Raw genomic sequence first — 26,812 nt, 5'->3', positions numbered from 1 at the left:
CTTAGGGCTACTTTAAAATACAATATCTTCTTAAATTATTTTCAAAAATTTCATAATCTTTTATATTTTCAAGTTCTTGATAAATTTCACTACCTTTCCATAAAATAAAAACTGTATTTTCATCTTTTAGATTTTTGCAAATTTCAAGCAAAGGCTTGACATCCATTAAGGCTCTTGAAGTGATGATATCAGCTTTAAAGGTATTCTTGTATTCTTGAACTTTTTCTTTGTAAATATGTAAATTTGGAAGTTCACATTCTATTTTTAATGTCCGCAAAAAGGCAGCTTTTTTGGGATTGGGTTCGAAAAGATGAAAATTGCTTTGCAGTAAAAAAGCTAAAAATACAGCTGGAAATCCTGCGCCACTTCCTATATCGGCAATATTTTTTGCTTTAGAAAAATCATAAAAATCTAAAATTTTAATACTATCAAAGATATTTTCATCTATATTTTTTAAATGAGTAAGATTGTGAATGCGGTTAAATTTAGATAATAATTCTTTATAAATTTTTACCTTTTCTTCAAAGTTTTTTAAATCGTAGTTTTGCAAAAAATCATAATCTTTAAAAATCATTTATTTAAGATGTCCCATTTGAGTTTGTTTTATGTTTAAATACTCTACATTAAAACGATTAGGTTCTATTAAAATCGGTATGCGTGTGATGATTTTTTCTTTGATAGAATCTAGCTTTTCAGGGTTATTTGTGAGTAAATTAACCTTAGAAATTTCATAGTGTTTGAGTATAAATTCTACAATTTCATAAGTTCTCTCATCAGCTTTAAAGCCAAGCTGATGATTTGCTTTAATCGTATCAAAACCTTTATCTTGTAAAGCATAAGCATTAACCTTGTTAAAAAGCCCTATACCCCTTCCTTCTTGCCTAAGATAAATCACCATTCCGCCATTCTTTTCTATATATTTTAGTGAAAATTCAAGCTGTTCCCCACAATCACACTTTAAACTTCCTAAAGCATCTCCTGTTAAGCACTCTGAATGAATTCTTAGATTGAGTGTGTCTTTTGGAGTATTTTTAAATATACATAAATGTTCTTTATCATTTTCTTTGAAACTTTGTATTTGGAAATTTCCCCATTTGCTAGGTAAATTCGCAATTTCTGAAATTTTTATTTTCATTTACTACTCTCTATAATCAAATTTATGTTAAGATTTTAGCAAAAAAAGGACAAAAAAATGTTTAAAAGATTTAGAAGATTAAGGCTTAATGAAAACTTAAGAGCCATGGTAAGAGAAAATTCTTTAAGTGTAAATGATTTGATTTATCCGCTTTTTGTGGTTAATGGAACGGGGATAAAAAAAGAAATTTCTTCTATGCCTGATGTGTTTCAAATGAGTTTAGATGAAATTTTAAAAGAGTGTCAAAATGTAGTTAATTTAGGCATTAAAGCCATTATACTTTTTGGCGTTTTGGAAAATGAGAAAAAAGACAGCTGTGGAAGCGATGCTTTAGATGATGAAGGGCTTGTTGCAAGAAGTATAAGAGAGATTAAGAAAAATTTTCCAGATCTTTTTATAATCAGTGATCTTTGTTTTTGTGAATACACAGATCACGGGCATTGTGGGATTATCGATCCAAAAACAAAAAGTGTGGATAATGATGTCACTTTAGAAATTTCAGCCAAACAAGCCTTAGTTCACGCAAGAGCAGGGGTAGATATGATAGCACCTAGTGGAATGATGGATGGTATTATCACTACTTTGCGCAAAGCTTTAGATAAAGAAGGTTTTGAAAATTTGCCTATAATGGCGTATTCTACTAAATTTGCTTCAAGTTATTATGGGCCATTTCGAGATGTAGCAGAATCAGCTCCAAGTTATGGAGATAGAAAAAGCTATCAAATGGATTTTGCTAATGGTAAAGAAGCTTTAGAAGAAAGCTTGGAAGATGAAGCACAAGGAGCTGATGTTTTGATGGTAAAACCCGCTCTTGCTTATCTTGATGTGGTTAAAGAAATATCCCTTCATTCTAACTTGCCTTTGTGTGTTTATAATGTAAGCGGAGAGTATGCTATGTTAAAGGCAGCTAAAAATGCAGGAGTGATTGATTATGAAAAAGTTTTGTATGAAACTATGATAGCTTTTAAAAGAGCAGGGGCAAAGCTTATCATCACTTATCATGCCAAAGAATTAGCTAAAATGTTAAAAGGAGAAAAATGAAACATTTTTTAACTTTAAGAGATTTTTCTAAGGAGGAAAATTTAAGCCTTGTAAATCATGCTAGCGAGTTAAAAAAAGAGCCTAAAAAACTTTTACAAGATAAAACTTTAGCAATGATTTTTGAAAAAAACTCTACAAGAACAAGAATGGCCTTTGAATTAGCCATAACAGAGCTTGGCGGAAAGGCTTTATTTTTAAGTAGCAATGATTTACAACTTAGTCGTGGCGAGCCTGTAAAGGATACAGCTAGGGTGGTAGGGGCGATGGTTGATTTTGTGATGATGAGAGTCAATAAACATGAAACTTTACTCGAATTTGCAAGATATTCTAAAGCCCCTGTGATCAATGCTTTAAGCGAGCTTTATCACCCTACTCAGGTTTTAGGAGATTTGCTTACTATCAAAGAATGGAATAAGATGCAAAATGGTATAGCAAAAGTTGCTTTTATCGGAGATAGTAACAATATGTGCAATTCTTGGCTTATTGCGGCTGCGATTTTGGGCTTTGAATTTAGTATAGCTATACCAAAAAACTATAAAATTAGCCCTGAAATTTGGGAATTTGCTATGAAACAGGCTTTGATTTCAGGAGCTAAAATTTCCTTAAGTCATGATAAATTTGAAGCCTTAAAGGATAAAGATGTAGTCATTACCGATACTTGGGTTTCTATGGGTGAAGAGAATGAAAAAGAACGCAAGATTAAAGAATTTGAAGGATTTATGATTGATGAAAAGGCTATGAGCGTTGCCAATAAAGACGCGATATTGCTTCATTGTTTGCCTGCTTATAGGGGTTATGAAGTGAGTGAAGAAATTTTTGAAAAACATGCAGATGTGATTTTTGAAGAAGCAAGAAATCGCCTTTATGTGGTAAAAGCCTTGCTTTGCTTTTTGGATAATCAGAGAGGAAGAGAATGAAAGAGCTAGAAAAGTATAGCACTTGCTTAAAACGCATTGATGAATTTAGTCAAAATCTAGGAATAAAGAAAAAAGATAGAACGATTTTTAAAATGAAGCAAAGCGAGAATGAAAACGAAAAATGTTTAGTTCTTGAAAATGGAAGTTTTGATTCTCCTGAACCTTGGTTTGTGATCGATGAAAACGATGAAATTCACACTTTGCTTTCTTTACAAAGTCTTAAGAATATACTTGAAAGTTTAAAACAAAGTCAAAAAGAGAATTTTGAATTGCGTTTAGAAAAGGCGATTTATCAACAAATTCCTGTAGATTTTAACGATGTTTGGACGGTTGCTATGGATGAGATCAAACAAAAGGCGCAAAATGGCACCATGGAAGTTAGTATTGATCTTGAAAAATTAATTTCTAAAATCAAACAAGAGCATCCAAATTTATTTGTAGATATGCAAGCGATGATAGAAAGGGTAAACCAAAATGAGAGATTATAAAGCTTTTGTAAAATACTCTAAAGCAGGACCACGCTACACTTCTTATCCTACAGCAGTAGAGTTTAATGCAAATTTCAAATACGAAGAATATATAGAAATTTTAAAAAAGCAAGATAGATCTTTATCGCTTTATTTTCATTTACCATTTTGTAGGAGTGCCTGTTATTTTTGTGGTTGCAATGTTATTTATACTGCAAAAGAAGAGAGTAAAGAAAGGTATTTAACTTATATTTTTAAAGAGCTTGATATTTTAAGTACTATTTTAGATACTAAAAGAGAAGTGGTGCAAATGCACTTTGGGGGCGGAACTCCAACTTTTTTTAGTGCTAAACAACTTCAAAATTTGATTTTAAAAATCAGATCTGTTTTTGGAAATTTTTCTAAAGATGCAGAGATTAGCTGTGAGATCGATCCGCGTTTTTTAAATGAGAAACAAGCCATAGTTTTAACGCAAAATAGCTTTAATCGTATCAGCTTTGGAGTGCAGGATTTTGATGAAAAAGTTCAAAAAGAAATTCATCGCATCCAGTCTTTTGAATTAACACAAAATGCTTTAAATCTTGTAAGAAGCAAAGGGATAAAGTCTGTAAATATGGATTTAATTTATGGTTTGCCTTATCAAAATTTACAAAGCTTTACACAAACTTTAGAAAAAGTTATGCTTTTAAACCCTGATCGTTTGGCGATTTTTAATTACGCTCATGTGCCTTGGCTTAAGAAAAATATGAGAAAATTTGATGAAAATACCCTGCCAAGTCCTGATGTTAAACTTGAAATTTTAGAATTTTGTGAGAATTTTTTGAGTAAAAACGGCTATAAAATGATAGGAATGGATCATTTTGCAAAAGAAGATGATGAGCTTTTTAAAGCTTTAGAAAATGGAACTTTACATAGAAATTTCCAAGGTTATACCACCAAAGGCGGTGCTGATTTAGTCGGTGTTGGGCTTACAAGTATAGGTGAAGGACAAAGACATTATGCACAAAATTTCAAAGATATGTCAAGTTATGAAGCTGCATTAGATAGAGGAGTTTTGCCTTTTGAAAGAGGTGTAGTTTTAAGCGATGATGATGAGCTTAGAAAAGCAGTTATTATGGAGTTAATGGCAAATTTTAAGCTTGATATTAAGTCAATAGAAAAAGAATTTTGCATTGATTTTCAGGAGTATTTTAAAGAGGATTTAAAAGCTTTAGAAGAATACAAAGATTTTATTAATTTTGATGAAAATTTTATCAAAGTCAATGAAACAGGCGTTTTGCTTATAAGAAATATTGCCATGTGTTTTGATGCTTATATGAAAAACATTAGTGAAGATAAAAAAGTATTCTCAAAAACGGTGTAAGATGAAATTTAGTCAAATAAGTGATGCTTGTGTTAAATGTGGCAAATGTATACCTGTTTGTACTATACATGAAGAAAATCGCGATGAAATTACTAGTCCAAGAGGATTTTTAGATCTTTTGGCTGCTTATAAAGAGGGAAGTTTAGAACTTGATAAAGAAGCTAAGAAAGTTTTTGAATCTTGTTTTTTATGCACCAATTGTGTTGAAGTATGTCCAAGTAAATTAAGAGTAGATAATGCCATAGAAGAAGTTCGTTATGATATAGCTAAAAAATTTGGTATAGCTTGGTATAAAAAACTTATTTTTTTCTTTTTAAGAAGACGCAAAATTTTAGATTTGGTAGCTAAGCTTGGCTATGTGTTTCAAAGTTGTGCGTTTAAAATTCAAAATGAGAATGAAAATACAGGTATGAAGGCAAGATTTTCCATGCCTTTTGTTAAAAAGGGAAGATTACTTACAAGTTTTAATAAAAAAAGTTTCTTAAATTCTAATCCAAAATTTATCAATAATGATGGAGAAAAAACAATAGGTTTTTTTGTAGGTTGTTTGGCGAATTATTTTTACATAGATACGGCTAATGCAGTGCTTAAAATCACTAAGGAATTAAAAATCAATGTGGATTTGATGAAAGAACAAGTGTGTTGTGGAGCACCGCAATTTTTTACGGGTGATTTTAAAAGTGTTGAAGTTTTGGCTAAAAAAAATATTGAGTATTTTGAAAAAAAATTAGAAAAATTAGATGCTATTATAGTTCCTGAGGCCACTTGTTCGGCTATGTTAAAGATAGATTATGAACATTTTTTTATAATGCAAAATGATTTAGACTGGGCAAAACGCGCAAAATGTGTGTCATCTAAGATATATATGGCTAGCGAGTATTTTTATAAATTTACTTCTTTGGAAGAAATTTTAAAAACAAAAAATAAATTTAATTATAGCATTACTTATCACGATCCTTGCCATGCAAGAAAAATGCAAGGGGTTTTTAAAGAGCCAAGAGAACTTTTAAAAACAAATTATCATTTTGTAGAAATGAGTAATTCTAATACTTGTTGCGGTTTTGGCGGGGTGGGTATGCAAACGGATTATTATGATAGAGCCTTAAGTGTAGGGCTTAAAAAAGCACAAATGATCGATGAAAGTAAGGCTAGTGTGGTAAGTGCCGAGTGTTCAGCTTGCAGAATGCAAATTTCAAATGCATTAGAACAAAATTCAAGCAAGGTTGTTTTTGCTAGTCCTTTAGAACTTATAGCAAAAGCTTTGTGATGATGAAGATAGTATTTAAAGGCAAAAGTTCTGAATATGAAATTCAAAGATCGTGTTTTTGTGTTGATGCTTTTGTGATTAAAGATAAGATTGAAGAACGAGATGGTGTTGATTTTATCACTTCAAATGTAGATCTTTTGGAATTTGATGATGACAGTTTTACTTTTGAAGAAATTGTAAAACATTTTAATATTTGTGATAGTGAAGATATGATTATCGTTGAAGATTTTGACATGAAATCAAACAAAAATAATCAAAACCAAGAATATGATATAGAACATGACATCTTAAAATCCGAAAAAATAATACATGAAAACACAAAACAAACAAGTATGCAATTTAAAAATTTAAAATTTTTTTCAAGAATTTTTAAAAATGAAAATTTTCTTTCTGATTTTAAAGAAGGTAAACAAGAAGTTGTTGCTATCAAAAAACACGAAAAACTTGAAATTTTTAAAAATTTATCTCAAGAAGATCAAGAAATTAGCTTTGTTAAAATTGAAATTTTAAATTATGATAGCAATGAAGATAGTTTAAGTTTTAATCTTGATATATTTCCAAGCGGTATGAGCTATAAGTATGGAATTTTAAAAGGTTCTATGCATATTATTTTACAAGGTAAAACTTCTAGTACGATGCTTTTTCCGTTTTTAAAAAGTATGATTTATAAAAATAAAAGCGAAAATTCAAGTAAAAAAATTTTTACTTTAATGATAAATCAGAAAAAACACTATAAGCTTATCGCAAATCTTTCTTAGTTTTATTTTATTATATTTTCTATATTAGAGCGATTTTTTTCAATTAAAGAGCGATTTTTTTGAGTTGTTTCTTTAAGATCGGCTATATCTTCTTTCATATTTTGTATGTTTTGGTTGAGTAATTTTATCTTTTTTTCATAGCGAGTAACGATGATAAAGACTACAAATAAAAATATAATAATCAAAAAAATAAATGCTAAAAATTCCATATTTTTCCTTTTTAAAACTAGATTTTGAAATATATCATTTAAATACTTCAAAAAACTTTTACGGGTTTTTTTTATTTTGTATTTTAGTTTTTTTATCTTTAAACTTATATATAAATTTTCAAAAAGTAACAAAAAAATATATAAAAAAATAATTAAATTAAAAAAATAATTAAATTAAAAAAATAATTAAAGATAATAAATATCTTATTTTTTTATGTTATATTTTAATAAATATCTAAAAAGGATTTTGATATGGGAAAATCACTTTTATTTCATTTTAGACGCATTGGAGTTGAATTTATCTTTTTTAGTGTTTATGCTGTTTTTAGTATCTCTTGGGCAGCAACAGGGTCTTTAATGCCTTTGATTTCAAATGATCTTGCCCTAAATACTCAGCAAGCTACTTTAATCACTAGTATGATAGTAGTTGCGAAAATTTTTGGTGCTTCATTTACTGCTTTTTTGGTTTATAAATTCGGATTAAAAAAGGGATATTTTTTAGGCTGTATTTTAATGAGTTCGGGTATCTTTTTAAGTTTTGTAGATAGTTATAGTGGTATTTTGATTATAAGATTTTTAACAGGGCTTGGTTCAGCTTGTGCTTTAGTTTGCTTAGTGCCTATTGCACAGCAATGGTTTGAAAAAAAGCTTTGCATTTTGTAATTAGTTTTAATATAACTTCAAATTTAGTAGGCATTACTCTAGGACTTATTTTAGCTGAAAGCATCTCAAATTATTTTGGAAATTGGAGAGATTCTTTATCATTTTATGCTTGGATTAATTTGATTTTATTGATTTTGTGGCTTTTTGTAGGTAAAGATGAGAATAAAAAAGAAGAAAAAAAGAATAATGCAAAAGATCTTATTTATGCTTTAAAATCTCGTGTTACTTGGGGTATGATTATTTTTTACATAGAGCCTATTTTATTTTTAAATTCTCTTTTTGCTTTTTTACCAACTTTTTATGCACAATATGCGGGTTTTAGTAAAGAATTAGCTGATTTTGCTAAAAAAGAAATTCCAGCCTTGGCTAATTTTGCTATTATTTTTGGTCCTTATCTTGGATTATTTTTTAAAAGAAAAAATATTTCTTTTAAAATAATGCTATTGTCTGGAGGAGCGTGTATTTTTATATGCGGATTTTGTATGTTATTTTTACAAAATTTAGTATTGATACAGATTTTTGCTGTGTTATCAGGCATTTTTTATTCTATGTGGTTTCCATTTTTCTTTAATCTACCTTCAGAACTAAAAAATTCCAATCCAAATCAAACTGCTTATATTATGAGTGCTTTTTGGAGTATTACCTTTGTTATACTATCATTTAACCTATGGGTAGTATCTTGGAGTGTTGATAAAACCCATAGTTTTACTTTGGGTTTTGTTTATATTTTTGCTTTGATTTTTATTTCAGCGATCTTAGCACAATTTGTTTTACCTAGAAGAGAAAATTTTATACAAGGAGAAAAATAGAATGAATTTAATTCCAGAAATACTAGACTTACAAGGCGAATTTGAAAAAATTCGTCATCAAATTCATGAAAATCCTGAGCTTGGTTTTGATGAATTATGTACTGCAAAATTAGTGGCGCAAAAATTAAAAGAATTTGGTTATGAGGTTTATGAGGAAATAGGAAAAACAGGCGTTGTGGGGGTTTTAAAAAAGGGGAATAGCGATAAAAAAATAGGACTTCGTGCAGATATGGATGCTTTGCCTTTGCAAGAATGCACAAATTTGCCTTATAAAAGCAAAAAAGAAAATGTAATGCATGCTTGCGGTCATGATGGACATACTACTTCTTTATTGCTTGCTGCAAAGTATTTAGCAAGTCAGAATTTTAATGGTACTCTAAATCTTTATTTTCAACCTGCTGAAGAGGGCTTGGGTGGTGCTAAGGCAATGATAGAAGATGGATTGTTTGAAAAATTTGATAGTGATTATGTTTTTGGATGGCACAATATGCCTTTTGGTAACGATAAGAAATTTTATCTTAAAAAAGGTGCGATGATGGCTTCTTCGGATAGTTATAGCATTGAAGTTATTGGAAGAGGTGGTCATGGAAGTGCTCCAGAAAAAGCAAAAGATCCTATTTATGCTGCTTCTTTGCTTGTGGTGGCTTTGCAAAGTATAGTATCTCGCAATGTTGATCCTCAAAATTCAGCAGTTGTAAGCATAGGAGCTTTTAATGCAGGACATGCTTTTAATATCATTCCAGATATTGCAACGATTAAAATGAGTGTTAGAGCATTAGATAATGAAACTAGAAAGCTAACTGAAGAAAAAATTTATAAAATTTGTAAAGGTCTTGCACAGGCTAATGATATAGAGATTAAAATCAATAAAAATGTTGTTGCACCAGTGACTATGAATAACGATGAAGCTGTGGATTTTGCTAGTGAGGTTGCAAAAGAATTATTTGGCGAAAAAAATTGTGAATTTAATTATCGTCCTTTAATGGCAAGTGAGGATTTTGGGTTTTTTTGCGAAATGAAAAAATGTGCCTATGCTTTTTTAGAAAATGAAAACGACATTTATTTACATAATTCTAGTTATGTTTTTAATGATAAACTTTTAGCTAGGGCTGCAAGTTATTATGCGAAGCTAGCTTTAAAATACTTAAAATAAAAACTAATCTAGAATTTCAAGCGCAATTTCTTCCTTTAAACCTTTGATTTGAATTTCTTTGAGTTTTAGATTTGAAGGAAGGTTTGCTAAAAGCTCTTTATTGTTTTTTACTTGGTTTTTTGCACTTATGGAGAGTAAAATTCCCCTGTAAGCTTTAGCAAAATGACTGATGACTTTACCATTTTTTACAAATTTATAGGTATAAAATTTCTTTTTTGGAGTATAAAATTTATCATAAAATCCTGCTCTAAGATCAAGTATTTCTTCATTTTCTAAGTATTCATCTAAGGCTTTACTAAAATGTTCTTTATAAAATTTCTCTATGGCAAAATTTCCTATTTTAGCCCCTTGCTTGAATTTATAAAAGGGTAGGGTATCACTAGCTCTTACAACGCCAAAAAGATTAGAAAATATAAGAGTATTTTCTAAAATATAAGCTTGACTTTTTTTATCTAGGATTTTAAAATTAAGATATTCATAACTTACCCCAGTATAAAGCAATATAGCTTCTTGAGTGGGAGCTTGTTTTAAGTCGTGTTTAAATTTATCAATTTCATTTTCATTTTTAATGCCAAAAAGTTCTTGTAAATTCTGTAAACTTGCGTTTTTGATAAATTCTTTATAATGCTTTAAAGTTTCCATTCTATAAGGAAATAATTCTTTAAATATAAATGAGTTTTCATTGATAGGATTTTTTGTACAATTTTCATTTTTGCTTTCACTAGGGGAGAATAAAATTTTCATTTTAGCCTTTTTTGTTAATGTTATGAAACATTAACAGCAAAGAATTTAATCTTGCTTTTAATGTTTTTGAAGTTTTTATCATTTTAAAATTTAAAACGACGCTCCGCCCATTAACATAGAAAACATGATAAATGGAAGTATAATTTTTAACGCTTCTGTGGCGTCTTGATTGTTGATGCTTAGTTTTTCGATGCTGTCGATTCCCTGTGCGTTATAGTCACTAACAGGGATGTTTTTAAATTTTAAATCAAGATTGAGTTTATAATCATCATTTTGAGTGGTATTGTTTAAAATAGCTAAAGCTTTATCAAAGATTAATGCTTGTTCTTCATTTTGACTTTGAGCTTTTAAGGTTTGTAAATTTTCCTTAGCAGTTGCTATATAGCTACTAAATACGCCTTCGGTTTTAAGAGTTGAATCAATTTTAAAATTATTTAAGATGATGTATTTTTGGATTGTATTGCTAAAATCTGAAGCTTGTTCGTAGTTTGCTATATTAAGAAGTTCATTGATAGCTTGTTCATCCATAGCTAAAGTTTGAGTGTTAAATTTTATACCCTTAGAATCAAGGTAATTAAGCAAATCTTCTTTTAGATTTATATTTAGATTTGTATTGAAATTTAATTTTGCGTTATAAAATTTTATATCAAGATTATCTAGATAATTGTTTTCTTGTTTGTTTATAGAGTTATCAAATGATAAAGTATAAGAATCCGAGCTTAATTTATTGATAAAAGATCTGATTTTTGGATCTTGTTGAAATAAGCTTGCATTGATGTCACTAACAACTTTTTCTCCAAGTTTAAAATCTTCAAAAACCAAATTTGATTGTATGCTTTTTTGGTTTTTAAAAAGATCGTTGTAATATTCTTTAATGCTAATTGATGTATTTGCTTCGCCTTTGTAAATTTCATTTGAACGAATTTTGATATTTTTTGCTTGAAATAGTTCTTGATACTCATCGTTATTATCTTTTGCAAGAGTTTTGAAATTTGGACTTAAACACGCTATAAAATCACCATCTGCATTGCATTTAAAATCAGAAAATTCAATCTTTATTCCAGAGTCCTGAGAAAGGCTTGCAATTTCTTGTTTAACTGTTTGATTTAGTTGATTTTCATATTTTTTAACTGTTTTTTCATCTATGGAATTTCCGCAAGCTGAAAACAAAACAGCTATTCCAATAGAGAGAAAAATACCTTTTTTCATAGTTTTCTCCTTAAAAATTTAAAAAAAAGATTATATCTTTTTTTACTTAAAATTTAAACAATGCTAAAAGAGAGTGTGAGATTAATTACATTTTTACACATAGGAAAATCTTTTTAGTTTGTTTCAAATGCATTATTTATAATTTTAAGTATAATTAACTTTGCAATTATTATATATTTTTGCAATAGCTTAAAGCTTATTTTTAAAGAAAGGAAATGTATGAAAAAAATACTTCTAAGTGTTTTAACGGCCTTTGTTGCAGTAGTATTGGCTGCTTGTGGAGGAAATTCTGACTCTAAAACTTTAAATTCTCTTGATAAGATCAAGCAAAATGGAGTTGTTAGGATTGGGGTATTTGGCGATAAACCACCTTTTGGTTATGTGGATGAAAAAGGCAACAATCAAGGCTATGATATAGCTTTAGCTAAACGCATAGCAAAAGAACTTTTTGGCGATGAAAATAAGGTGCAATTTGTTCTTGTTGAAGCTGCAAATAGGGTTGAGTTTTTAAAATCAAATAAAGTAGATATTATTTTGGCTAATTTTACTCAAACTCCGCAAAGGGCAGAGCAGGTTGATTTTTGCTTGCCTTATATGAAAGTAGCTTTAGGCGTAGCTGTACCAAAGGATAGTAATATAACTAGCGTAGAAGATTTAAAAGATAAAACCTTGCTTTTAAACAAAGGCACAACAGCAGATGCTTACTTTACGCAAAATTATCCTAATATTAAAACTTTAAAATACGATCAAAATACTGAAACTTTTGCCGCTTTGATGGATAAAAGAGGTGATGCTTTAAGTCATGATAATACCTTGCTTTTTGCTTGGGTAAAAGATCATCCTGATTTTAAAATGGGTATCAAAGAGTTAGGCAATAAAGATGTTATCGCACCAGCAGTTAAAAAAGGCGATAAAGAACTTAAAGAATTTATCGATAATTTGATCATCAAACTAGGTCAAGAGCAGTTTTTTCACAAGGCTTATGATGAAACTTTAAAAGCTCATTTTGGAGATGATGTTAAGGCTGATGATGTAGTGATTGAAGGTGGAAAAATTTAACAAAGGGCTTTTTGCCCTTTATATTGATCTAGGATAAAATATGCAAAAAAAATATAAAAATATTATTTATGCTTCTTTGGGTGGAATTTTAGAATTTTATGATTTTGTGCTTTTTGCCTTTTTTTTGGATATTTTTGCTAAGGTATTCTTTCCGCAAAATGATGCTTTTTGGATGCAGATAAATGCTTATATAGCCTTTGGTGCTGCTTATTTAGCGCGTCCTTTTGGTTCTATTGTGATGGCACATTTTGCTGATAGATATGGAAGAAAGAATATTTTTTATATTTCTATGCTTTTGATGGTTTTGCCTAGTTTTGCTTTAGCTTTTTTACCAAGTTATGAAAGTATAGGTATATTTGCTACTTTGATTTTATTTACTATTCGTATTTTGCAAGGTTTAGCCGTTGGAACTGAGGTGAGCGGAGCTTGGATTTATGTGAGTGAATTTGTCAAAGGGCGTCAAATTCCTTTAGCTCTTGGTTTTATTTCAGCGACTTTAACCATAGGTTTATTGCTAGGAAATATTACCACTTTAGGTATAAGATCTTATTTTACCCCAGAAGAAGTTCAAAGCTATGCTTGGAGAATTCCTTTTATCATAGGAGGATTTTTTGGAATTTTAGCTTTGTTTTTAAGAAATAAACTCAGCGAAACTCCAGAATTTATAAAAGTTCAAAATGAAAAGAAAATTTTAAGTTTTCCATTGTTTAAAGCTTTAAAAACTCATAAAATGAGTATGCTTGTTTGTTTTTTAATGACCATGGTTTTAACAAGCGGTGTGGCAACTTTGATGATTTTGCCTAAGTATTTTGAAAGTCTTTTAGCTATGAGTAAAACTTCTGCTTTATGGGTGCAAAATTTTGCTATTTTAGCGGTGATTTTTGGAGCTTTATTTCAAGGTTTTTTAGCAAGCAAATGGGGAAGCTATAAAATTTGCTCTATTTTTAGTATGGCTTTTATTATCTTTGGTATGCTTTTTAGTTTTTATGATGAGAATTTTTTATTTTATTTTTTACTGGCTTGTTTTGCACAAGGTATTATCACTTTTGCACCTGTTTTTATGACGCAAATTTTTAAAAGCGAATTTAAATTTAGCGGGCTTAGTTTTGCTTATAATATTTCTTATGCGATTTTAGGTTTTTTAACCCCTTTTATAGTTAATGCTTTTTATAAAGAGTATTTGGGTATTTATCTTGCTATAGTGGGATCTTGTTCCTTGCTTTGCGTGTTTTTGTTAAAACGCGTTTTTGCAAGAAGCAAGATTAAAGAATTAAGCATTGTCTTTTAAAACTTCAAAAACAACCTTAGATATTTTTTTAACTGAAGCGATTTCACAATGCTCATCAGTTGAATGAGGATTATGGATATTTGGGCCTATAGAAGCGCATAAAAGCTCTTGTTTTTTCTCTATAATGCCACACTCAAGCCCTGCATGGATAGCTGAAACTTTGGCATTAGGCGATACTTTTTTAAGCGCTTTAAAAACCATGTCGCTAAGTGCGTTTGGTTTGCCTTCCCAAGGTGGATAGAAATTAAAACTTCTTACTTTAAAATCAAAAGCCTTGAAAAATTCTAAAGTTTCAAATTCTACTTGCTTAAGTCCATCAAGTATATTAGATCTTGCAAAAAGTGCGAATTTGATTTGTTTATCTTGCATTCTTAAAGTAGCTAGGTTAATGCTTGTTTGAACTATACCTAGATTTTCATCATAAGCTCTAACTCCATGAGTAAAAGAATTTATAAGGCTTAAAAGTTTTTTACTTTGATCGCAAATTTCAAATTCATTTTCTTCTTTAAATTCGCATTTTATCCAGTCGTTGCTCTTTACTTCATTTTTAAAATACACTAAAGCTTTGGCGTGTTTAGGTATAGAATTGATTCTTTCTCCGCCTTCAAAAGAAATGATTTCTCCTTCATTTTCTTGTATGAATTTAGCCATTTCTTTGATGGAACTTTTTTCATTGCGTATGATATTTATGCCTGAGTGTCCACCTTTAAAATTTTGCGCACAAAGCTCATAAATTTTACCCTTTTTTCTAAGGGTATTAAAAGACAAACTTGCTTCTATATCTACTCCACCTGCACAGCCTATCATGATCTCATCATCGCTTTCATGATCTAAATTTAAAAGCATTTTAGATTCTAAAGTGTGCTCGAGTGAATTCACTCCCATGAGTCCTACTTCTTCATCGTTTGTAAAAAGACATTCTAAATTTTCAAATTCAGCCATAGCGCTCATCATGATGGCTATACCTATGCCATTATCTGCACCAAGACTTGAATTTTTGGCTCTTAAAAAGCCATTTTCTTCATAAACTTCTAAGTTTGGTGCATCGCCCATACAGACCATATCATAATGGCTTTGTAGACAAATTTTTGGTTTGCCTTTTATGGCATGAATATTTCCTGCTTTATCTACACTCACTTTAAAGCCTTTATCTTTAGCATAAGAGCTTAAAAATTCTTTCATTTGTTCTGTTTCATAACTGCAATGAGGAATTTTGCATAATTGTTTAAAATTTTCTATAACATTTTGCATTTTATCTCCTTTGTTTTGATAAAATTATGGCATATTTTTTAAAATTTAAAGGCAAAATGATTAAAAAATGAGAATAAATTATAAAAAAATATTTAATCTAAGAAAATTATTAAGTGATCCAAAAAAACTTTTTTCTGTATTAATCTTCACTCTTGTAGTTGTTTTTATCCAGAACTATATTGCCCAAAATTCTAGTTTTGAAGGAAAAGTAGTTAGAATTATTGATGGAGATACTATAGAAGTTAATCATGAAAACAAACTCGCTAGAATAAGATTTTTTGGTATAGATGCACCAGAACTTAAACAAAGTTTTGGAAAGCAATCAAAAGAAGCTTTAAGTAGAATTTTAAGCGGCAAACAAGTTGAAATTATTTATAAAAATAAAGATACTTATGGTAGAATTGTTGCTATTGTAAAGCTTAATGATGTTGATATTAATCGATTTTTGGTAAGCAAAGGCTATGCTTGGGCTGATACTTACTATAGTAACGCTTATACCAAAGAACAAGAAAATGCTAAGAAAAATCATTTAGGTCTTTGGAAAGAGAGTAATCCTATAGAGCCTTATAAATGGAGAAAACACAATAAATTCTAAGGAAAAACATGAAAAAATATACTTTAATGGTGCTATTAGCTTTAGGAATTTCTGGATGTTTTGTAAATGAAAGAGGGATTTCAAATCGTTTTTATGATGATTGTAAAGAGTATTATGATGGAAGTGGAACTTATCATAAGGATTGCCCAAAAAATTGGGTAGATATTAAAATGACTCCTTGATTATTTTCCACCCACAGAGGCCATTAATGCAGCTGCTACAGCTTCTGGATTGTTGATTTTGGCACCTTGTTCTTGATTTTCTGTAGGTTTAACAGTGTTAAGTGGCGGACGCTTGAGTTTAAATATATGCTCATCGGTGCTAACAACTTGTATCGTTCCTTCAAACATTTTAACTTCTTTAACATGTCCAACCACTTTTACATCTCTTTTTTTGGAGGTTTCGTCAAAAAGTGCATGAGCTTCAAGTTCTAAAACATCGCCTAATTTAAGCGGAGCATAAAAAAAACACTTTGATCCAATAATCACTGAAAATTCTTTATTGATAGAGGCTTGTGCTACATAGTTTGCCGCAGCGAAAATAAAGGCATCAAAAATCAATCCTTGATCATCTGCTACCATTTCGCTTGTGGTTATTAAAATTGATTTGGCATAGTTTTTATCAATTTCTATAATGGTTCCAGCAAGCGAGGTGTTTAATTCAGGACAAGTGAGTAATTCTGCTCTAACGCGAGATATATCTTCTGCAGATGCGTATTCTTCAAGTTGTGCATATTCTTCAAAATTATCTTTTTTTGCCATATCTAACCTTTAAATTCTACTTATCTACTTCAAAATATCTAATTTTCAATATCGGTAAAAAATAAAAAGAATTTATATTTTAATGCGTATATAAACTCTTTTGGGTGCTTCATAGCCTTCAATGGTAAGATTTTTATCCTTTGGATCTAAGAAATTTTCCAGCGAAAAAGAGTCTATCCATTCTGTTTTTCTTTGTTCGTTTTCATCGGTTTTTTTTGTAGCCAAAACTTCAAATTCTTTAAATCCTGCTCTTTCACACCAGTTTTTTAATGCACTAATGCTTGGTACAAAATAAATATTTGGAATTTTAGAATAAGTTTTATTAGGCACAAGAGCGATTTCTCTCTCATCTTCTATATACATGGTATCTAAAAAAACAACTCCATTTTTATTAAGTCCTGCTTTTAAATCTTTTAGCATTTTTATAGGATCACTTCTATGATAAATCACCCCAAGACAGAAAATCACATCAAATTTCAAGCCATAGCTTGGAAGATCTTCTACGCCTAAAAGTTCGTATTTTATAGGAGTTTTAGCTAAAGCGTTAATGAGTTCAAATTGCAAACGGTATTTGATAGAAGGATCAAAACCTATGAGTTTTGCAGGATTAAATTCAAGCATTTTAAACATATAATAACCATTATTACAGCCTATATCAGCAACGCATTTTTGAGAAATTTCGTTCATGAAAGGCTTTAGAATGTTGAATTTAATAAAACTTTGCCATTCTGTATCGATGAAAAGATCGTCTATTTTAAAAGGACCTTTTCTCCATGGTTTAAGTTCTTTTGCTATAGCTAAGATTTCATCTTTGGCTTGAGAATTTGTAGATAAATTTACACTATCATCTAAAGAAAAATTGCAAGCAAGATTGAGAGCTTTAAGTTCTTGAATTTTAGCGTATAAAGGGTGATTTAGAAATTGTTTTTCAAGTAAATTTTCTTGCATTTTTATCCTTGACATTTGCTTTTAATGCTAAATTATAACATTAAAAGCTTTTATGGCAATATAAATCTCATATGCATTAAGTATTTGATCAAAAATAAATTTTTAAAAACTCAAAAATACTTCCCAAAGCTTACATAAGCTTTAGAACTATAATCATCATCTAGTTTATATTTCTTTAAAGCTCTAGCTAAATCAAGCTTGACATAAAAATTCCCTGTTTTATTATAAAGCAGTTGTAAACCATAAGCATCCATATAGTTTGTTTCACTTGCTCTATATAGTTTAGAATCATTCTCATACCAAGAATAACTTATATCATAAAAAGGAGTGATATAAAAATCTTTTAAAGGAGTAGCCATTCTAAGTCCAAAGCTAGCCACTACAGCATTATCTCCTTCTCCATCTCCATTATTATAAGCCCTTACTCCATAAGGATCTCCTAAAGATATAGTTTCACTACTATCTAATGTAGCTCCATTGACAACTTGTTGATAATTTAAACTAAAAAGATGAGTAAAAGTATCATTAAAGAAATAAGCATTGTTAAGATTGACATTGAGTTTAGCAAATTTTCCAAAGCCATCTCCATCTGTTTTAGAACTCATTCCTAATATAGTAGTTCCCCCATCTTTAACATTACCATAGCTTACATTAGCACTATAAGAAAAACTATCATTACTAATGCCGTTATAAACTCCTTCTATACTAAAGCTTATCGTATCAGAGCTTTTATCTATAGTCATGATATTTAATCTTGAATTACTAAGCTTTTTATGATAATAACTTGAAGTTAAATAAAAAGAATTATAAGTCGTAATCCACAAAGGATATTTTAAATCTATACCTAGATTTTCAGAAGTTCCTATAAAGTTTGCATTTTTATAAGCTCCTCCTAAAGCATAGTTTCTTTTAGAATAACTTGGAGTGATTTTTAAATTCCCTAAGAAAGTAGTATAGCTTATACCATAGTTAGTTTGTGCTTCATCGCTTCTTTGCAAATAAGCATTAAGACTATCTCCTTGATGAGCTATGTTATTAAAACTCATACTAGCACCACCCCTATTATCTGCCTGATTCTTTTATACCGTAATTATCCCCATAAAACAATACAGAAACAAAGCTATCACTAGGGGTAGTTTCTATCACTACATCTGTTTCGCCTGGATTATCTCCTGCTTTTAAAGAAGCAAGGGTTTGTATGCCATACATTTCATTGACTTTATAAACCGCATCTTCTACTAATTTAGTAGTGATGATTTCACCTTTATGATTAGGTAATTTGCTTTCTATAGCATAATCTCTTACACTAGAATTGTTTTGAACCACATATTTACCTAAAACATCTAAGGTGATATTGATTTGAATTTGATCTTTTAGTTCTTGTTGTGGGATATAAGCTGTAGCAGCAGGATAACCATTAACTTAAACATAATAAGAAATAATATTGGCTATATCTTGTAAGTCTTGAACTGAAATACTTTCTTTTTTGTAATCGTTTAAGGCTTCTTGTAAAACTTGCTCATCTAAACCTAGATCTTTAAAGTTTATGTTTTTATTGGTAATATGAAAGTTAAAGCTAACTTTATGAATTGATTCTTCTTTAGAAGTATTTTTTAAAGAAGGAGTGTTTGAATTTGGGGTTTTAGTTTTTAAAGTATTATCATTAGACAAATTAGGTTGATTTTTTTTGAGTGTTTTTCTTTGTGTTGATGGTTTTTGAATTATTATCATCACTAGTATTAGAATGATCTATGATAATCACTCCATCTTTTACTTTTAAAGTGTTGTTGTAGTTTTTTAAGTTAGCATCTTCTTTATAAGGAGATTGTTCTAACATTTGTATGGTTTTTTTATTATCTTTAGTATCACTAGCATAAAGGCTTAAGATAGCTAAACTAGATAGTAAGATAATGCGTTTTATTTAAATTTTCCTTAGTGTTTGTTTGATTTTTAATCTTTAAACTTTGTTTGTTTTTTAATTTTTTAACAAGATCCAAAAGGCTTTTAACCTTTTGGATTTTAATCATCTTGAGCAAGGATTTCCTGCTTTAAATTATCCGATACTATACAACATTACCACTTTCTTGAGTACTGGCTTCATCTATACTTGCTTGTTTATCATCTTCATTGATATTTGGATCTTCATCTGTAGTTTGTATAAAAAGCTGTAGCAATGCCAGGTTCTTGTTGTCCTATGGTATCATTTGGGTTATTATTAGAACCGTTGTTGTTGCTATTGTTAATATCACCTGAATCGGTTCCATCGTTTCCGTTGTTGGAGTTGTTAGATCCTAAATTTATAATGGATACTGGCTTATAGTTTGCACTATATTTTCATTGACTGTAAGATGACTAGTTCCATTTATGCTCGCACTTGCTAAAGTTTTATTAGAATTTTCTAAACTAGAATTAGTACTCGCTGTAGCGATTTGAAGAGCTATTGTAGCTTGTTGTAAATCACTAGAAACTTTATCTACAGCTTGTTTTAAACCTGCAATAACTTTATCGCCATTATTACCTGTTATACCACTTATAGCTTTAACTGCTTCATTATAAGCATTTGCAGCAGTATCGTAAGTTTTTTGAGCGTTTTCTTGCCCTTCGGTCATTTTAGGAATTTTGAGAAAGAATTTCCTTTGTTTTAATAATGGCTTGTTTAGCTTTTCCTAGATCACCATAAGAATTTCCCAATACTTCCTTTAAAGCGTTTGCAAATGTTGCATTATTGCTATCTTGAGTTTGTTCATATAAAGCAGTAATAAAATCCATACTTTGATTAATGCTTGTTAGTTCATCAGCTGTTAATATTTTTCCATCTTTATAAAATTTACTTAAGTCGCTAATATCAACACTAGAATTAAATTTCAAGTCATTAAATATAGAATTTAAAACTTCATTTGAGATGTTATCTTTAGCAATAAGATCGCTAGTTTCTTTATAGCCTATTGTGTCTGTTGGATCTCCTCCTGGTCCAGTTAAGCCTTTATTAGATCTTATACTCAATATTACAGAGTCTTCTTTTTTATTGTATTTGATGCAGGACCACGAATGACAAATGTATCATTACTATAGACATTAAGATAGACGGTATTGGATTGTTCTTTTTTATTTGTAAAAATGAATTTACCATAATCAGTGCCACCATATTTCATATTTGAAACTTGATTGCCTGCCATAGCAACTCTTTCTCCTGCCGTTATAGTTTCTAAATTTATAACATTTCCTGCATTGGATTTAATTACAGGTGATATTGTTTTAGGATTTCCTTTAAATGCTGAAAGTTTTCCATCTTTTGCAAACTCTTTCATCTCCTTATCACCTATTGATGAAGCAGACAGAACAATTTTTTTCCACCTTTACCCACTACTATGCCATTAGGATTGATTAAAAAGATATTATTGCTTCCACTATTGAGTGTTCCATCTATAATGAGAGCTTTTAGAACCATAGACAATATTTAAATAATTTTGGTTAGTTTTTCCTTGTCTAAAATTTACAGTTTCATTACTTGCTATATTAAAACCACCACTAACACTTATACTTCCACTTGTTCCATGAGTGAACTTACCCCCACTTGGTAAAGCATAGCTTTGTGCAAAAAGTAAAGAACCTACAACTAAAGACAAAGAAAGTTTATTTAACTTTTTCATGACTTGCTCCTTTTTGTAAGATTAAGATTTAAGAATCTTTTGTTTATATTTATAAAAATACAAATAAATCATTCCTATCTTAAAAATAGGAATGATTTATTTTATCCTTGCATAAATGTTTTTGTCATCTTGAGATATTCTTACTTCATAAGAAAGCTTTTGTAGGTCCATATTTTCTAATCTATCTATAGAACTTAGTTTAAAATCTTCTTTGTTTTTTGCATTTTTTCAATAAAGCTTTGAAGTTCTTCTTGATTTAAAGTATTAGAGTTTTCATCTATAAAACCTTGCTCACTTTGTAAGATTATTTTAATATAGGGGTATTACTCTTTGAGGGTGTAAAGAGCTAATACTCCTTAGCTAGAAATATTAATAGGAGCATCGTATGACTTCAAAAAGGGGAGTTGTGTTGATTTTATTGGATACAATAAGATAATAATGCTCAAAGTTATTAATAATTCTAGCTTCAACTTTAGTATTTAAAATCAGTCTATTGTTTTTACTTAAACTGATATCTGAAGGAGCTATAGCATTAGAAGTACTATAATTATCTTCATAATGTACTAAGGCTCCTGCTAATATATCATGAAAGTGTTTTTAAATATATTTAAATTCCCGCCTATATAAGGTATTATTATAAGATTTAGCTTCACTTAAACCTGTAATGGCCGAAGGAACTATAAAAACAGAATTGTTATTTTTATACTCATCAAGATTGAGATTGTTTATGATTAAGGTATTATCATGGCCATTGTTTGAAAGTCCAGCTATAATACTTAAAATTCCTTCTCTTTTATCTGAAGCTACACCAAATAAAGTATCATTGATAATGATTTTATTATAAGCAGCTTCATTATAAGCCATAATCAAATAAGCATTATCAGCTGCATTAGAAGAATAGTTTTTTATATCTATGATATTATGATTAGCTTTATCTAAAGCTCTTATGATGATTTTAGAACCTTTATCTGTATTACTTGCATCAGTAATGCTTTGAACATTGTTATAATTTATAGTATTATAAGAAGCTTCTTTGGCTTCTGTTAATACAGTTAGATTTCTAAAAGAAGCAAAATCTTTAATCGATACTTTATTGTTATTAGCACTACTAGGATAAAAGTCTTGATTATTAAGAAGGTTTTTCTTAGCTGTATAAATGTATACAGGTAAGGTTGACATAGAATTATTAATATAAACTTTATTATAATCCGCACTGCCTTCTAAGATTCTAGCAGCTATAATATTTAAAGCATCTTTATAGCTTTGAGAAAGATCGGTTGTGGTAAGATCGTTTTTAATGTTAATGGTATTATGATTAACTCCTTTAGTTGCAAAGTCGCCATAAAAAGAATGTTGGTTATAACCTAAGAAGTTATTAGCGATTTCTAAAGGATGTTTTAATTCTATGTTTAAGGTATTATAATTTACTTCTCCATTATTATAAGCTCCTGCGTAGAAGTTAAACAAAGCTTGAGCAAAAATGTTCTCATTGTTTTTATTTTTTTAGGTTTTTAATATCTTTTAATATTGATAGTATTATCTAAGGCTTGTCCTTGTTCGGTTTTTCCACCCAAAAAATCAGCAAATAAAACAGAATTATAAGCTAAGGGTTGTTTATCATGGTTCATATACATATCAAGATTAAAACTATCTATGTCTAAAAGGTTTTTACTGGCTTGAAAGTTTTTATCTGATTCGCTATCTATATAACCTGCGCTAATATGAGCAGCAGCTAAACTAGCATAAGCTTTGCTTGGACCATGGATAATCATATTAGCATCTTTGATAAAGATTTTATTGTTTTTTACATTACCTTGATAAGCTAAACCACCTACAAGGTGAGTGATTCTTTCATCAAAGGTATTATTACCATTTTTATCTTTTTTAGGCAAGGAAGTAAAAAACTCTACACTGCTACCTGCTTTTATATTTAAACTATTATTTGTAGAATCTCCATAAGTGGTTATAGCTCCGATTAAATAAGGAGAACCATTTAAGGCTAAATCATAAGTGTTCTCAACTCCCATACTAATATGGGCATCTTTTTGAAGTATGGTTTGGTTATAGCTTGCATTACTATAATGAGTAAAGGTAGAACTCATTAAGAAATTCATGCGTTGATTGCTTTTAGAATTACTAGGGTTTTTATATGAGTATCTTTAGGTTTAAGATAAAAAACTGAACTAAGTTCTCCTTGTTCTAATATAAGTTTGTTATAACTTGCATCAGCATGATCGGTTTTTGCTGTGATTAAAAAAGGAAGCACTCTAACTGTTTTTATACTACGATCGGCTGTATTAACACCATGCCTTGCTTTAAAAGAAAGAAATTCATCTTCTCTCATATCAGGAGTAAGTAAATAATGTTTAAAATTTAAATCGTTTATATTTGTAATATTTGGTTTATGATTGTTAAATATTGTTAATATATTGTTTAGAACTCTTAGCATAATAATTTATACCTTGGAATTTTTTATAAGTAGAATTGGTTTTATCATAAAGTTCGTTATCATTAAAATAATGCTTTGGAATATTGAAATTTCGATTGTCTGTAGTATTTGCTTGAGTGGTTGCAAAAGCGTTGATGCTTAAGAAGGTAACAATGGAAAGTTTAAAACAAAATTTCTCTATACCCCCTCCCAGTGAAGTTAAAAAGCTTTATTAAATTAAGATTGGACGGAATTTTTAATATAAACTAAAAAGCGATATCAAAGAATTTCCGTTGTATAATCTAATGTTTTTTAAATGTGAAATATTTTTTAAGGTAAAGCGATGAAAATGCGTGTGTATTATGAAGATACTGATGCGGGTGGAGTGGTGTATCATAGTAATTATTTAAAATTTTGCGAGAGAGTAAGAAGTGAAATTTTTTTCAATAAAAAAGTAGATATTTTTGATGCGTCTAAGGGACATTTTTTACTTACAAAAGCAAATTGCAATTTCTTAAAACCTGCAAAACTTGGAGATATGATAGAGATTAAAACAAAAATTTTAGAAGTCAAAAATGCTTCTGTGGAAATTTTACAAGAAATTTATAAAGATGAAATTTTGTTTTTTAAAATGGAATTAACTTTAGCTTTTATTAAAAACGAAAAACCAGCTAGAATGGATATGCAGTTAAAAAAGCTCTTTGAAGAATTATTTTAATTCTTCAAAGCTTGCTTGCTTACCTTGCATAAGACGCACTTTGTAATCAACTTGAGAATTTTTGATTTTCTCATCAAATAAACTTTCGCTTTTTTTATTTAGGAATTCGGTATAAAAGTAATCAACTCCTATGCTAGTAGCATAAGCAATCCAGTTATAATCTATACTTTGATTAAAAATTTCATTAAGATAGACTAAGTTATCATCGTGGTTATTGATAGAATTAGCAATGATAAAATTTTCTCTATCTCCTTGTTGTGTTAAACTTAAAAATGTTGGATTATAGTTGATTTGAGTGGATAAAAGCACATAAGGATGAATGTTATAAATTCTTAGTTGAGAACTTGCTAGAGCTGTTTTGATCAATGGAGCGTTAAAAAATATTGAGGCATTATTAACTCCACCTTGTGATCTTAAAAGTCTGCTGAAATCAAGCTTCTCGCCTTCTATGGTATATATTCTAGCATTATTATTTTGAGCAAGAATTCTTGAATTTAGATTGCTTGATAAGGCAGAGCCATCGCTAAATATTGCGATATTAGCATTTGATTTGCTTAAAAGTGTGGCAATTTGAGCATCATAGTCAATACTTCCAAAAATAATATTTTGATTTGAAATTTGCATGTTGTTTTTATGGATAGTCGGTATGAAAATTTTCATATTTCCTGAGTAATTTTTCAACTCATTAGCACCTTTTAAGGTAAATCCAGCTATGGCATACTGATATCCTTGAGCTTGTGCTGCATCAAGCGCGGCTCGAATTTTATCACTATCTTCTGTGCCGGTTAAAAAAACTTTTACTTTGATTTCAGCTCTTTGTCTTAAAAGATAGGCTATGCTTGAATTTATTATAGTATTTGAGTAGCTTTTTATGGTTTTTTCTGGGATAATTATCGCAAGTTTAACAGAAGTAATTTTTTGAACATTTTTTTCAAAATCAGTAATGGAATTTAATAATTTTGCATAAACATTGGATAAAAATTGATCGTTTTGGTCTGCAAATTCACTTAAAAAACTGAGATACAATCTTGATTCTAAAAGATCAAAAAGACAATTTGTGTTGCATTCTTGAACGCTTAATTTAGGATAAAAATTTTCAACAGGTTTTACATCGACTAATTTTTGCTCTTTTGCATTAAGCAAAAAGCAAGATAAGAAAAATATTAAAAATATTTTTTTCATAAAAATCCTTTAATTTTTTTTAAATCTTGTATGAAATTTTTTTCATAACTTGGATTTTTTTCTATAAAATCTAAATCATAACTTGGCATTATGAAAAAATTTTTATAAGCAAAAACTTCACCTTTTAAAATGTGATAACCTTTAAATCCCAAGTTTTTAAATGTGTATTCTCCTAGACAAAGCAAAAAAGCAGGTTGAATCAGTTTTAGTTCGTTCCAGAAAAATGGTAAGCAAGATTGTAGCGAAAAATCATCAAATTTTCCATTACAAAAACATTTAAATAAATAAGAAAAATAAAAATCTTCATCGCAAAGCCCTAAAATTTGATAAATATAGTGTTTTAATTTTTCACCTTTTTTTGAATTAAGTAAAATTCCGCTTTCATTTTCACTCTTTTGCCCAAAAACATCAAGAATTAGCAATTTGACATTTTTTATCTTAGGTTCCATAAGACTAAATTTTCTTGTTTTGGAAAATTGGCATAAGGTGCAAGATGAAACAAGTTGTTTTAATTCTTGAAAATTTTGTACTTGTTCAAAGTGGTTTGTATGTGTATCAACAAAGTTAAATCCCATAGCTTTTAAATAATAAAGACTTCTTATCATAAATCACACAATTTTTCTAAATTTTCTCCACTTAGACGATAATTTCTCCATTGTTTAAGATGTTTAGCGTTTAAACTTTCATAAAAATTAATACCTAAAATATTATCATTTAAGCAAACCCAGTCGAGTCTTTTTAAATTTTCTTTTTTGCAAATTTCTCCTAAAAATTTAAACACAGCTTTTCCATAACCTTTTTTACGAAAATTTTCTCGTATATAAATATCTTCAAGATAAATTCCACCGCTGCCCCAAAAAGACGAAAAAGTATAAAAATAAATCATATAGCCTATAGTTTTTTCATTTTCTTTTAACAAAAAAGCACGAGCAAATTTATTTTTTAGTAAAGAATGTTCCAGTTTTTCTTTCGTGCATTGAAGAAAATCTAACATATCTTCGTATTTTGCAAATTCTATGATCATTTCTTGTAAAATATCTAAATCTTCTTGTCTTAAATCAATAATTTTAAATTCTGACATTTTTAACCTTTTAAAAATAATTTCAAAATTTATCAAAAGAATTTAAAAATTACTCTTAATCAAAAGCAATTTATAAGTAAGATTAAGATAAAATACAAGTTTATTTTATAATTTTT

General features: G+C 29.2%; 30 protein-coding genes and 2 pseudogenes. 14 read left to right on the top strand and 18 right to left on the bottom strand.

Annotated elements, in window-relative coordinates:
• Positions 1-7: 7 nt before the first annotated feature.
• Together rsmG and ribA are read right to left on the bottom strand one after the other, a co-directional pair.
• Positions 8-574 carry a 16S rRNA (guanine(527)-N(7))-methyltransferase RsmG gene (gene rsmG, locus OT390_RS05115; RefSeq protein WP_002855974.1) on the bottom strand — a complete coding sequence of 189 codons (567 nt, stop codon included), beginning with the start codon at positions 572-574 and terminating at the stop codon, positions 8-10.
• A complete protein-coding gene (ribA, locus tag OT390_RS05110) occupies positions 575-1,135 on the bottom strand; it encodes a GTP cyclohydrolase II (protein ID WP_002855920.1) in 561 nt (186 codons plus the stop codon).
• 57 nt (positions 1,136-1,192) lie between these two features.
• Between ribA and hemB the strand changes: the two genes are divergently transcribed.
• The 6 genes from hemB to OT390_RS05080 are packed head-to-tail and all read left to right on the top strand — an operon-like array spanning position 1,193 to position 6,948.
• Positions 1,193-2,176: a porphobilinogen synthase gene (hemB, locus tag OT390_RS05105; protein WP_061099802.1), complete on the top strand. Its 984-nt coding sequence runs from the start codon at positions 1,193-1,195 to the stop codon at positions 2,174-2,176.
• Positions 2,173-3,093, top strand: coding sequence for an ornithine carbamoyltransferase (gene argF / locus OT390_RS05100; protein ID WP_061099801.1), 921 nt, complete (start codon positions 2,173-2,175; stop codon positions 3,091-3,093). Before hemB ends, argF begins: the two co-directional genes overlap by 4 nt.
• Complete coding sequence (locus OT390_RS05095) at positions 3,090-3,581, top strand: DUF2603 domain-containing protein (protein ID WP_002853412.1); 492 nt, start codon at positions 3,090-3,092, stop codon at positions 3,579-3,581. The genes argF and OT390_RS05095 overlap by 4 nt, the downstream gene beginning before the upstream one ends.
• Positions 3,568-4,923, top strand: a complete 1,356-nt coding sequence (gene hemN, locus OT390_RS05090; RefSeq protein ID WP_002854004.1) for an oxygen-independent coproporphyrinogen III oxidase — start codon at positions 3,568-3,570, stop codon at positions 4,921-4,923. The genes OT390_RS05095 and hemN overlap by 14 nt, the downstream gene beginning before the upstream one ends.
• A gap of 1 nt (position 4,924) precedes the next feature.
• Positions 4,925-6,190: a (Fe-S)-binding protein gene (locus tag OT390_RS05085; RefSeq protein WP_002853513.1), complete on the top strand. Its 1,266-nt coding sequence runs from the start codon at positions 4,925-4,927 to the stop codon at positions 6,188-6,190.
• Entirely contained in the window at positions 6,187-6,948 is a 762-nt protein-coding gene (locus tag OT390_RS05080; RefSeq protein WP_074471036.1) for a DUF5416 family protein, read from the top strand. Before OT390_RS05085 ends, OT390_RS05080 begins: the two co-directional genes overlap by 4 nt.
• Before the next feature lie 2 nt (positions 6,949-6,950).
• Here OT390_RS05080 and OT390_RS05075 read toward each other — a convergent pair whose 3' ends face one another.
• Positions 6,951-7,157, bottom strand: a complete 207-nt coding sequence (locus OT390_RS05075) for a membrane protein (RefSeq protein WP_002853356.1) — start codon at positions 7,155-7,157, stop codon at positions 6,951-6,953.
• Positions 7,158-7,409: 252 nt separating this feature from the next.
• On the opposite strand from OT390_RS05075, the gene OT390_RS05070 reads away from it, so the two are divergent.
• Genes OT390_RS05070 through OT390_RS05060 form a run of 3 tightly spaced genes read left to right on the top strand, consistent with a single transcriptional unit; the run spans position 7,410 to position 9,782 of the window.
• Complete coding sequence (locus OT390_RS05070) at positions 7,410-7,820, top strand: MFS transporter (protein ID WP_071616368.1); 411 nt, start codon at positions 7,410-7,412, stop codon at positions 7,818-7,820.
• Entirely contained in the window at positions 7,808-8,629 is an 822-nt protein-coding gene (locus tag OT390_RS05065) for an MFS transporter (protein WP_079346736.1), read from the top strand. The genes OT390_RS05070 and OT390_RS05065 overlap by 13 nt, the downstream gene beginning before the upstream one ends.
• A 1-nt stretch (position 8,630) precedes the next feature.
• A complete protein-coding gene (locus tag OT390_RS05060; protein WP_002872802.1) occupies positions 8,631-9,782 on the top strand; it encodes a M20 aminoacylase family protein in 1,152 nt (383 codons plus the stop codon).
• A 3-nt stretch (positions 9,783-9,785) separates the two neighbouring features.
• On the opposite strand, the gene OT390_RS05055 is transcribed toward OT390_RS05060, so the two are convergent.
• Together OT390_RS05055 and jlpA are read right to left on the bottom strand one after the other, a co-directional pair.
• Positions 9,786-10,526 (bottom strand): YaaA family protein, encoded by a 741-nt coding sequence (locus tag OT390_RS05055; protein WP_394535895.1) that lies wholly within the window; start codon positions 10,524-10,526, stop codon positions 9,786-9,788.
• Positions 10,527-10,616: 90 nt separating this feature from the next.
• Positions 10,617-11,735, bottom strand: a complete 1,119-nt coding sequence (gene jlpA, locus OT390_RS05050) for a lipoprotein adhesin JlpA (protein WP_044258093.1) — start codon at positions 11,733-11,735, stop codon at positions 10,617-10,619.
• A 219-nt stretch (positions 11,736-11,954) separates the two neighbouring features.
• Here jlpA and OT390_RS05045 point away from each other — a divergent pair, with 219 nt between their 5' ends.
• On the top strand, positions 11,955-12,794 hold the full coding sequence (locus tag OT390_RS05045; protein WP_002853956.1) for a cysteine ABC transporter substrate-binding protein: 840 nt from the start codon (positions 11,955-11,957) through the stop codon (positions 12,792-12,794).
• Between the two features lie 40 nt (positions 12,795-12,834).
• The gene (locus tag OT390_RS05040) at positions 12,835-14,082 is read left to right on the top strand and encodes an MFS transporter (protein ID WP_306181253.1); all 1,248 of its coding nucleotides are present in this window, start codon (positions 12,835-12,837) and stop codon (positions 14,080-14,082) included.
• Here OT390_RS05040 and OT390_RS05035 read toward each other — a convergent pair.
• On the bottom strand, positions 14,065-15,333 hold the full coding sequence (locus OT390_RS05035; protein WP_394535894.1) for a M20/M25/M40 family metallo-hydrolase: 1,269 nt from the start codon (positions 15,331-15,333) through the stop codon (positions 14,065-14,067). The two genes, OT390_RS05040 and OT390_RS05035, sit on opposite strands and share 18 nt — an antisense overlap.
• A 67-nt stretch (positions 15,334-15,400) precedes the next feature.
• Here OT390_RS05035 and OT390_RS05030 point away from each other — a divergent pair, with 67 nt between their 5' ends.
• On the top strand, positions 15,401-15,928 hold the full coding sequence (locus tag OT390_RS05030) for a thermonuclease family protein (protein ID WP_002853387.1): 528 nt from the start codon (positions 15,401-15,403) through the stop codon (positions 15,926-15,928).
• 8 nt (positions 15,929-15,936) lie between these two features.
• Entirely contained in the window at positions 15,937-16,110 is a 174-nt protein-coding gene (locus OT390_RS05025) for a hypothetical protein (protein WP_002853638.1), read from the top strand.
• On the opposite strand, the gene OT390_RS05020 is transcribed toward OT390_RS05025, so the two are convergent.
• The 9 genes and pseudogenes from OT390_RS05020 to OT390_RS04980 form a co-directional block, all read right to left on the bottom strand.
• Positions 16,111-16,689 (bottom strand): hypothetical protein, encoded by a 579-nt coding sequence (locus OT390_RS05020; protein WP_002853367.1) that lies wholly within the window; start codon positions 16,687-16,689, stop codon positions 16,111-16,113.
• 72 nt (positions 16,690-16,761) lie between these two features.
• Positions 16,762-17,652, bottom strand: a complete 891-nt coding sequence (cmoB, locus tag OT390_RS05015) for a tRNA 5-methoxyuridine(34)/uridine 5-oxyacetic acid(34) synthase CmoB (protein WP_002859209.1) — start codon at positions 17,650-17,652, stop codon at positions 16,762-16,764.
• Positions 17,653-17,747: 95 nt separating this feature from the next.
• Positions 17,748-19,474: pseudogene (locus OT390_RS05010) on the bottom strand (ShlB/FhaC/HecB family hemolysin secretion/activation protein).
• A 58-nt stretch (positions 19,475-19,532) separates the two neighbouring features.
• Entirely contained in the window at positions 19,533-19,673 is a 141-nt protein-coding gene (locus tag OT390_RS05005; RefSeq protein ID WP_002860721.1) for a hypothetical protein, read from the bottom strand.
• 261 nt (positions 19,674-19,934) lie between these two features.
• A complete protein-coding gene (locus tag OT390_RS05000) occupies positions 19,935-20,246 on the bottom strand; it encodes a hypothetical protein (protein ID WP_394535893.1) in 312 nt (103 codons plus the stop codon).
• Position 20,247: 1 nt separating this feature from the next.
• Complete coding sequence (locus OT390_RS04995) at positions 20,248-20,640, bottom strand: hypothetical protein (RefSeq protein WP_032586671.1); 393 nt, start codon at positions 20,638-20,640, stop codon at positions 20,248-20,250.
• 2 nt (positions 20,641-20,642) lie between these two features.
• The gene (locus OT390_RS04990; RefSeq protein ID WP_002860718.1) at positions 20,643-20,945 is read right to left on the bottom strand and encodes a hypothetical protein; all 303 of its coding nucleotides are present in this window, start codon (positions 20,943-20,945) and stop codon (positions 20,643-20,645) included.
• A 99-nt stretch (positions 20,946-21,044) separates the two neighbouring features.
• Positions 21,045-21,287 carry a hemagglutination domain protein gene (locus OT390_RS04985; protein WP_032586669.1) on the bottom strand — a complete coding sequence of 81 codons (243 nt, stop codon included), beginning with the start codon at positions 21,285-21,287 and terminating at the stop codon, positions 21,045-21,047.
• Positions 21,288-21,643: 356 nt separating this feature from the next.
• Positions 21,644-23,917, bottom strand: a pseudogene (locus tag OT390_RS04980) (hypothetical protein).
• A 141-nt stretch (positions 23,918-24,058) separates the two neighbouring features.
• Between OT390_RS04980 and OT390_RS04975 the strand changes: the two are divergent.
• Entirely contained in the window at positions 24,059-24,433 is a 375-nt protein-coding gene (locus OT390_RS04975) for a YbgC/FadM family acyl-CoA thioesterase (RefSeq protein WP_002859213.1), read from the top strand.
• Here the strand turns inward: OT390_RS04975 and OT390_RS04970 are convergent.
• The 3 genes from OT390_RS04970 to OT390_RS04960 are packed head-to-tail and all read right to left on the bottom strand — an operon-like array spanning position 24,425 to position 26,696.
• Positions 24,425-25,615, bottom strand: coding sequence for a hypothetical protein (locus OT390_RS04970; RefSeq protein WP_394535892.1), 1,191 nt, complete (start codon positions 25,613-25,615; stop codon positions 24,425-24,427). The genes OT390_RS04975 and OT390_RS04970 overlap by 9 nt on opposite strands.
• Complete coding sequence (locus tag OT390_RS04965; RefSeq protein ID WP_032586664.1) at positions 25,612-26,220, bottom strand: uracil-DNA glycosylase family protein; 609 nt, start codon at positions 26,218-26,220, stop codon at positions 25,612-25,614. Before OT390_RS04965 ends, OT390_RS04970 begins: the two co-directional genes overlap by 4 nt.
• The gene (locus OT390_RS04960) at positions 26,217-26,696 is read right to left on the bottom strand and encodes a GNAT family N-acetyltransferase (RefSeq protein WP_002867426.1); all 480 of its coding nucleotides are present in this window, start codon (positions 26,694-26,696) and stop codon (positions 26,217-26,219) included. Before OT390_RS04960 ends, OT390_RS04965 begins: the two co-directional genes overlap by 4 nt.
• Positions 26,697-26,812 lie beyond the last annotated feature (116 nt).

Source organism: Campylobacter sp. CFSAN122748 (assembly GCF_045277125.1).
Taxonomy (GTDB): domain Bacteria; phylum Campylobacterota; class Campylobacteria; order Campylobacterales; family Campylobacteraceae; genus Campylobacter_D; species Campylobacter_D jejuni.
This window is presented reverse-complemented; position numbering and strand designations above follow the sequence as displayed.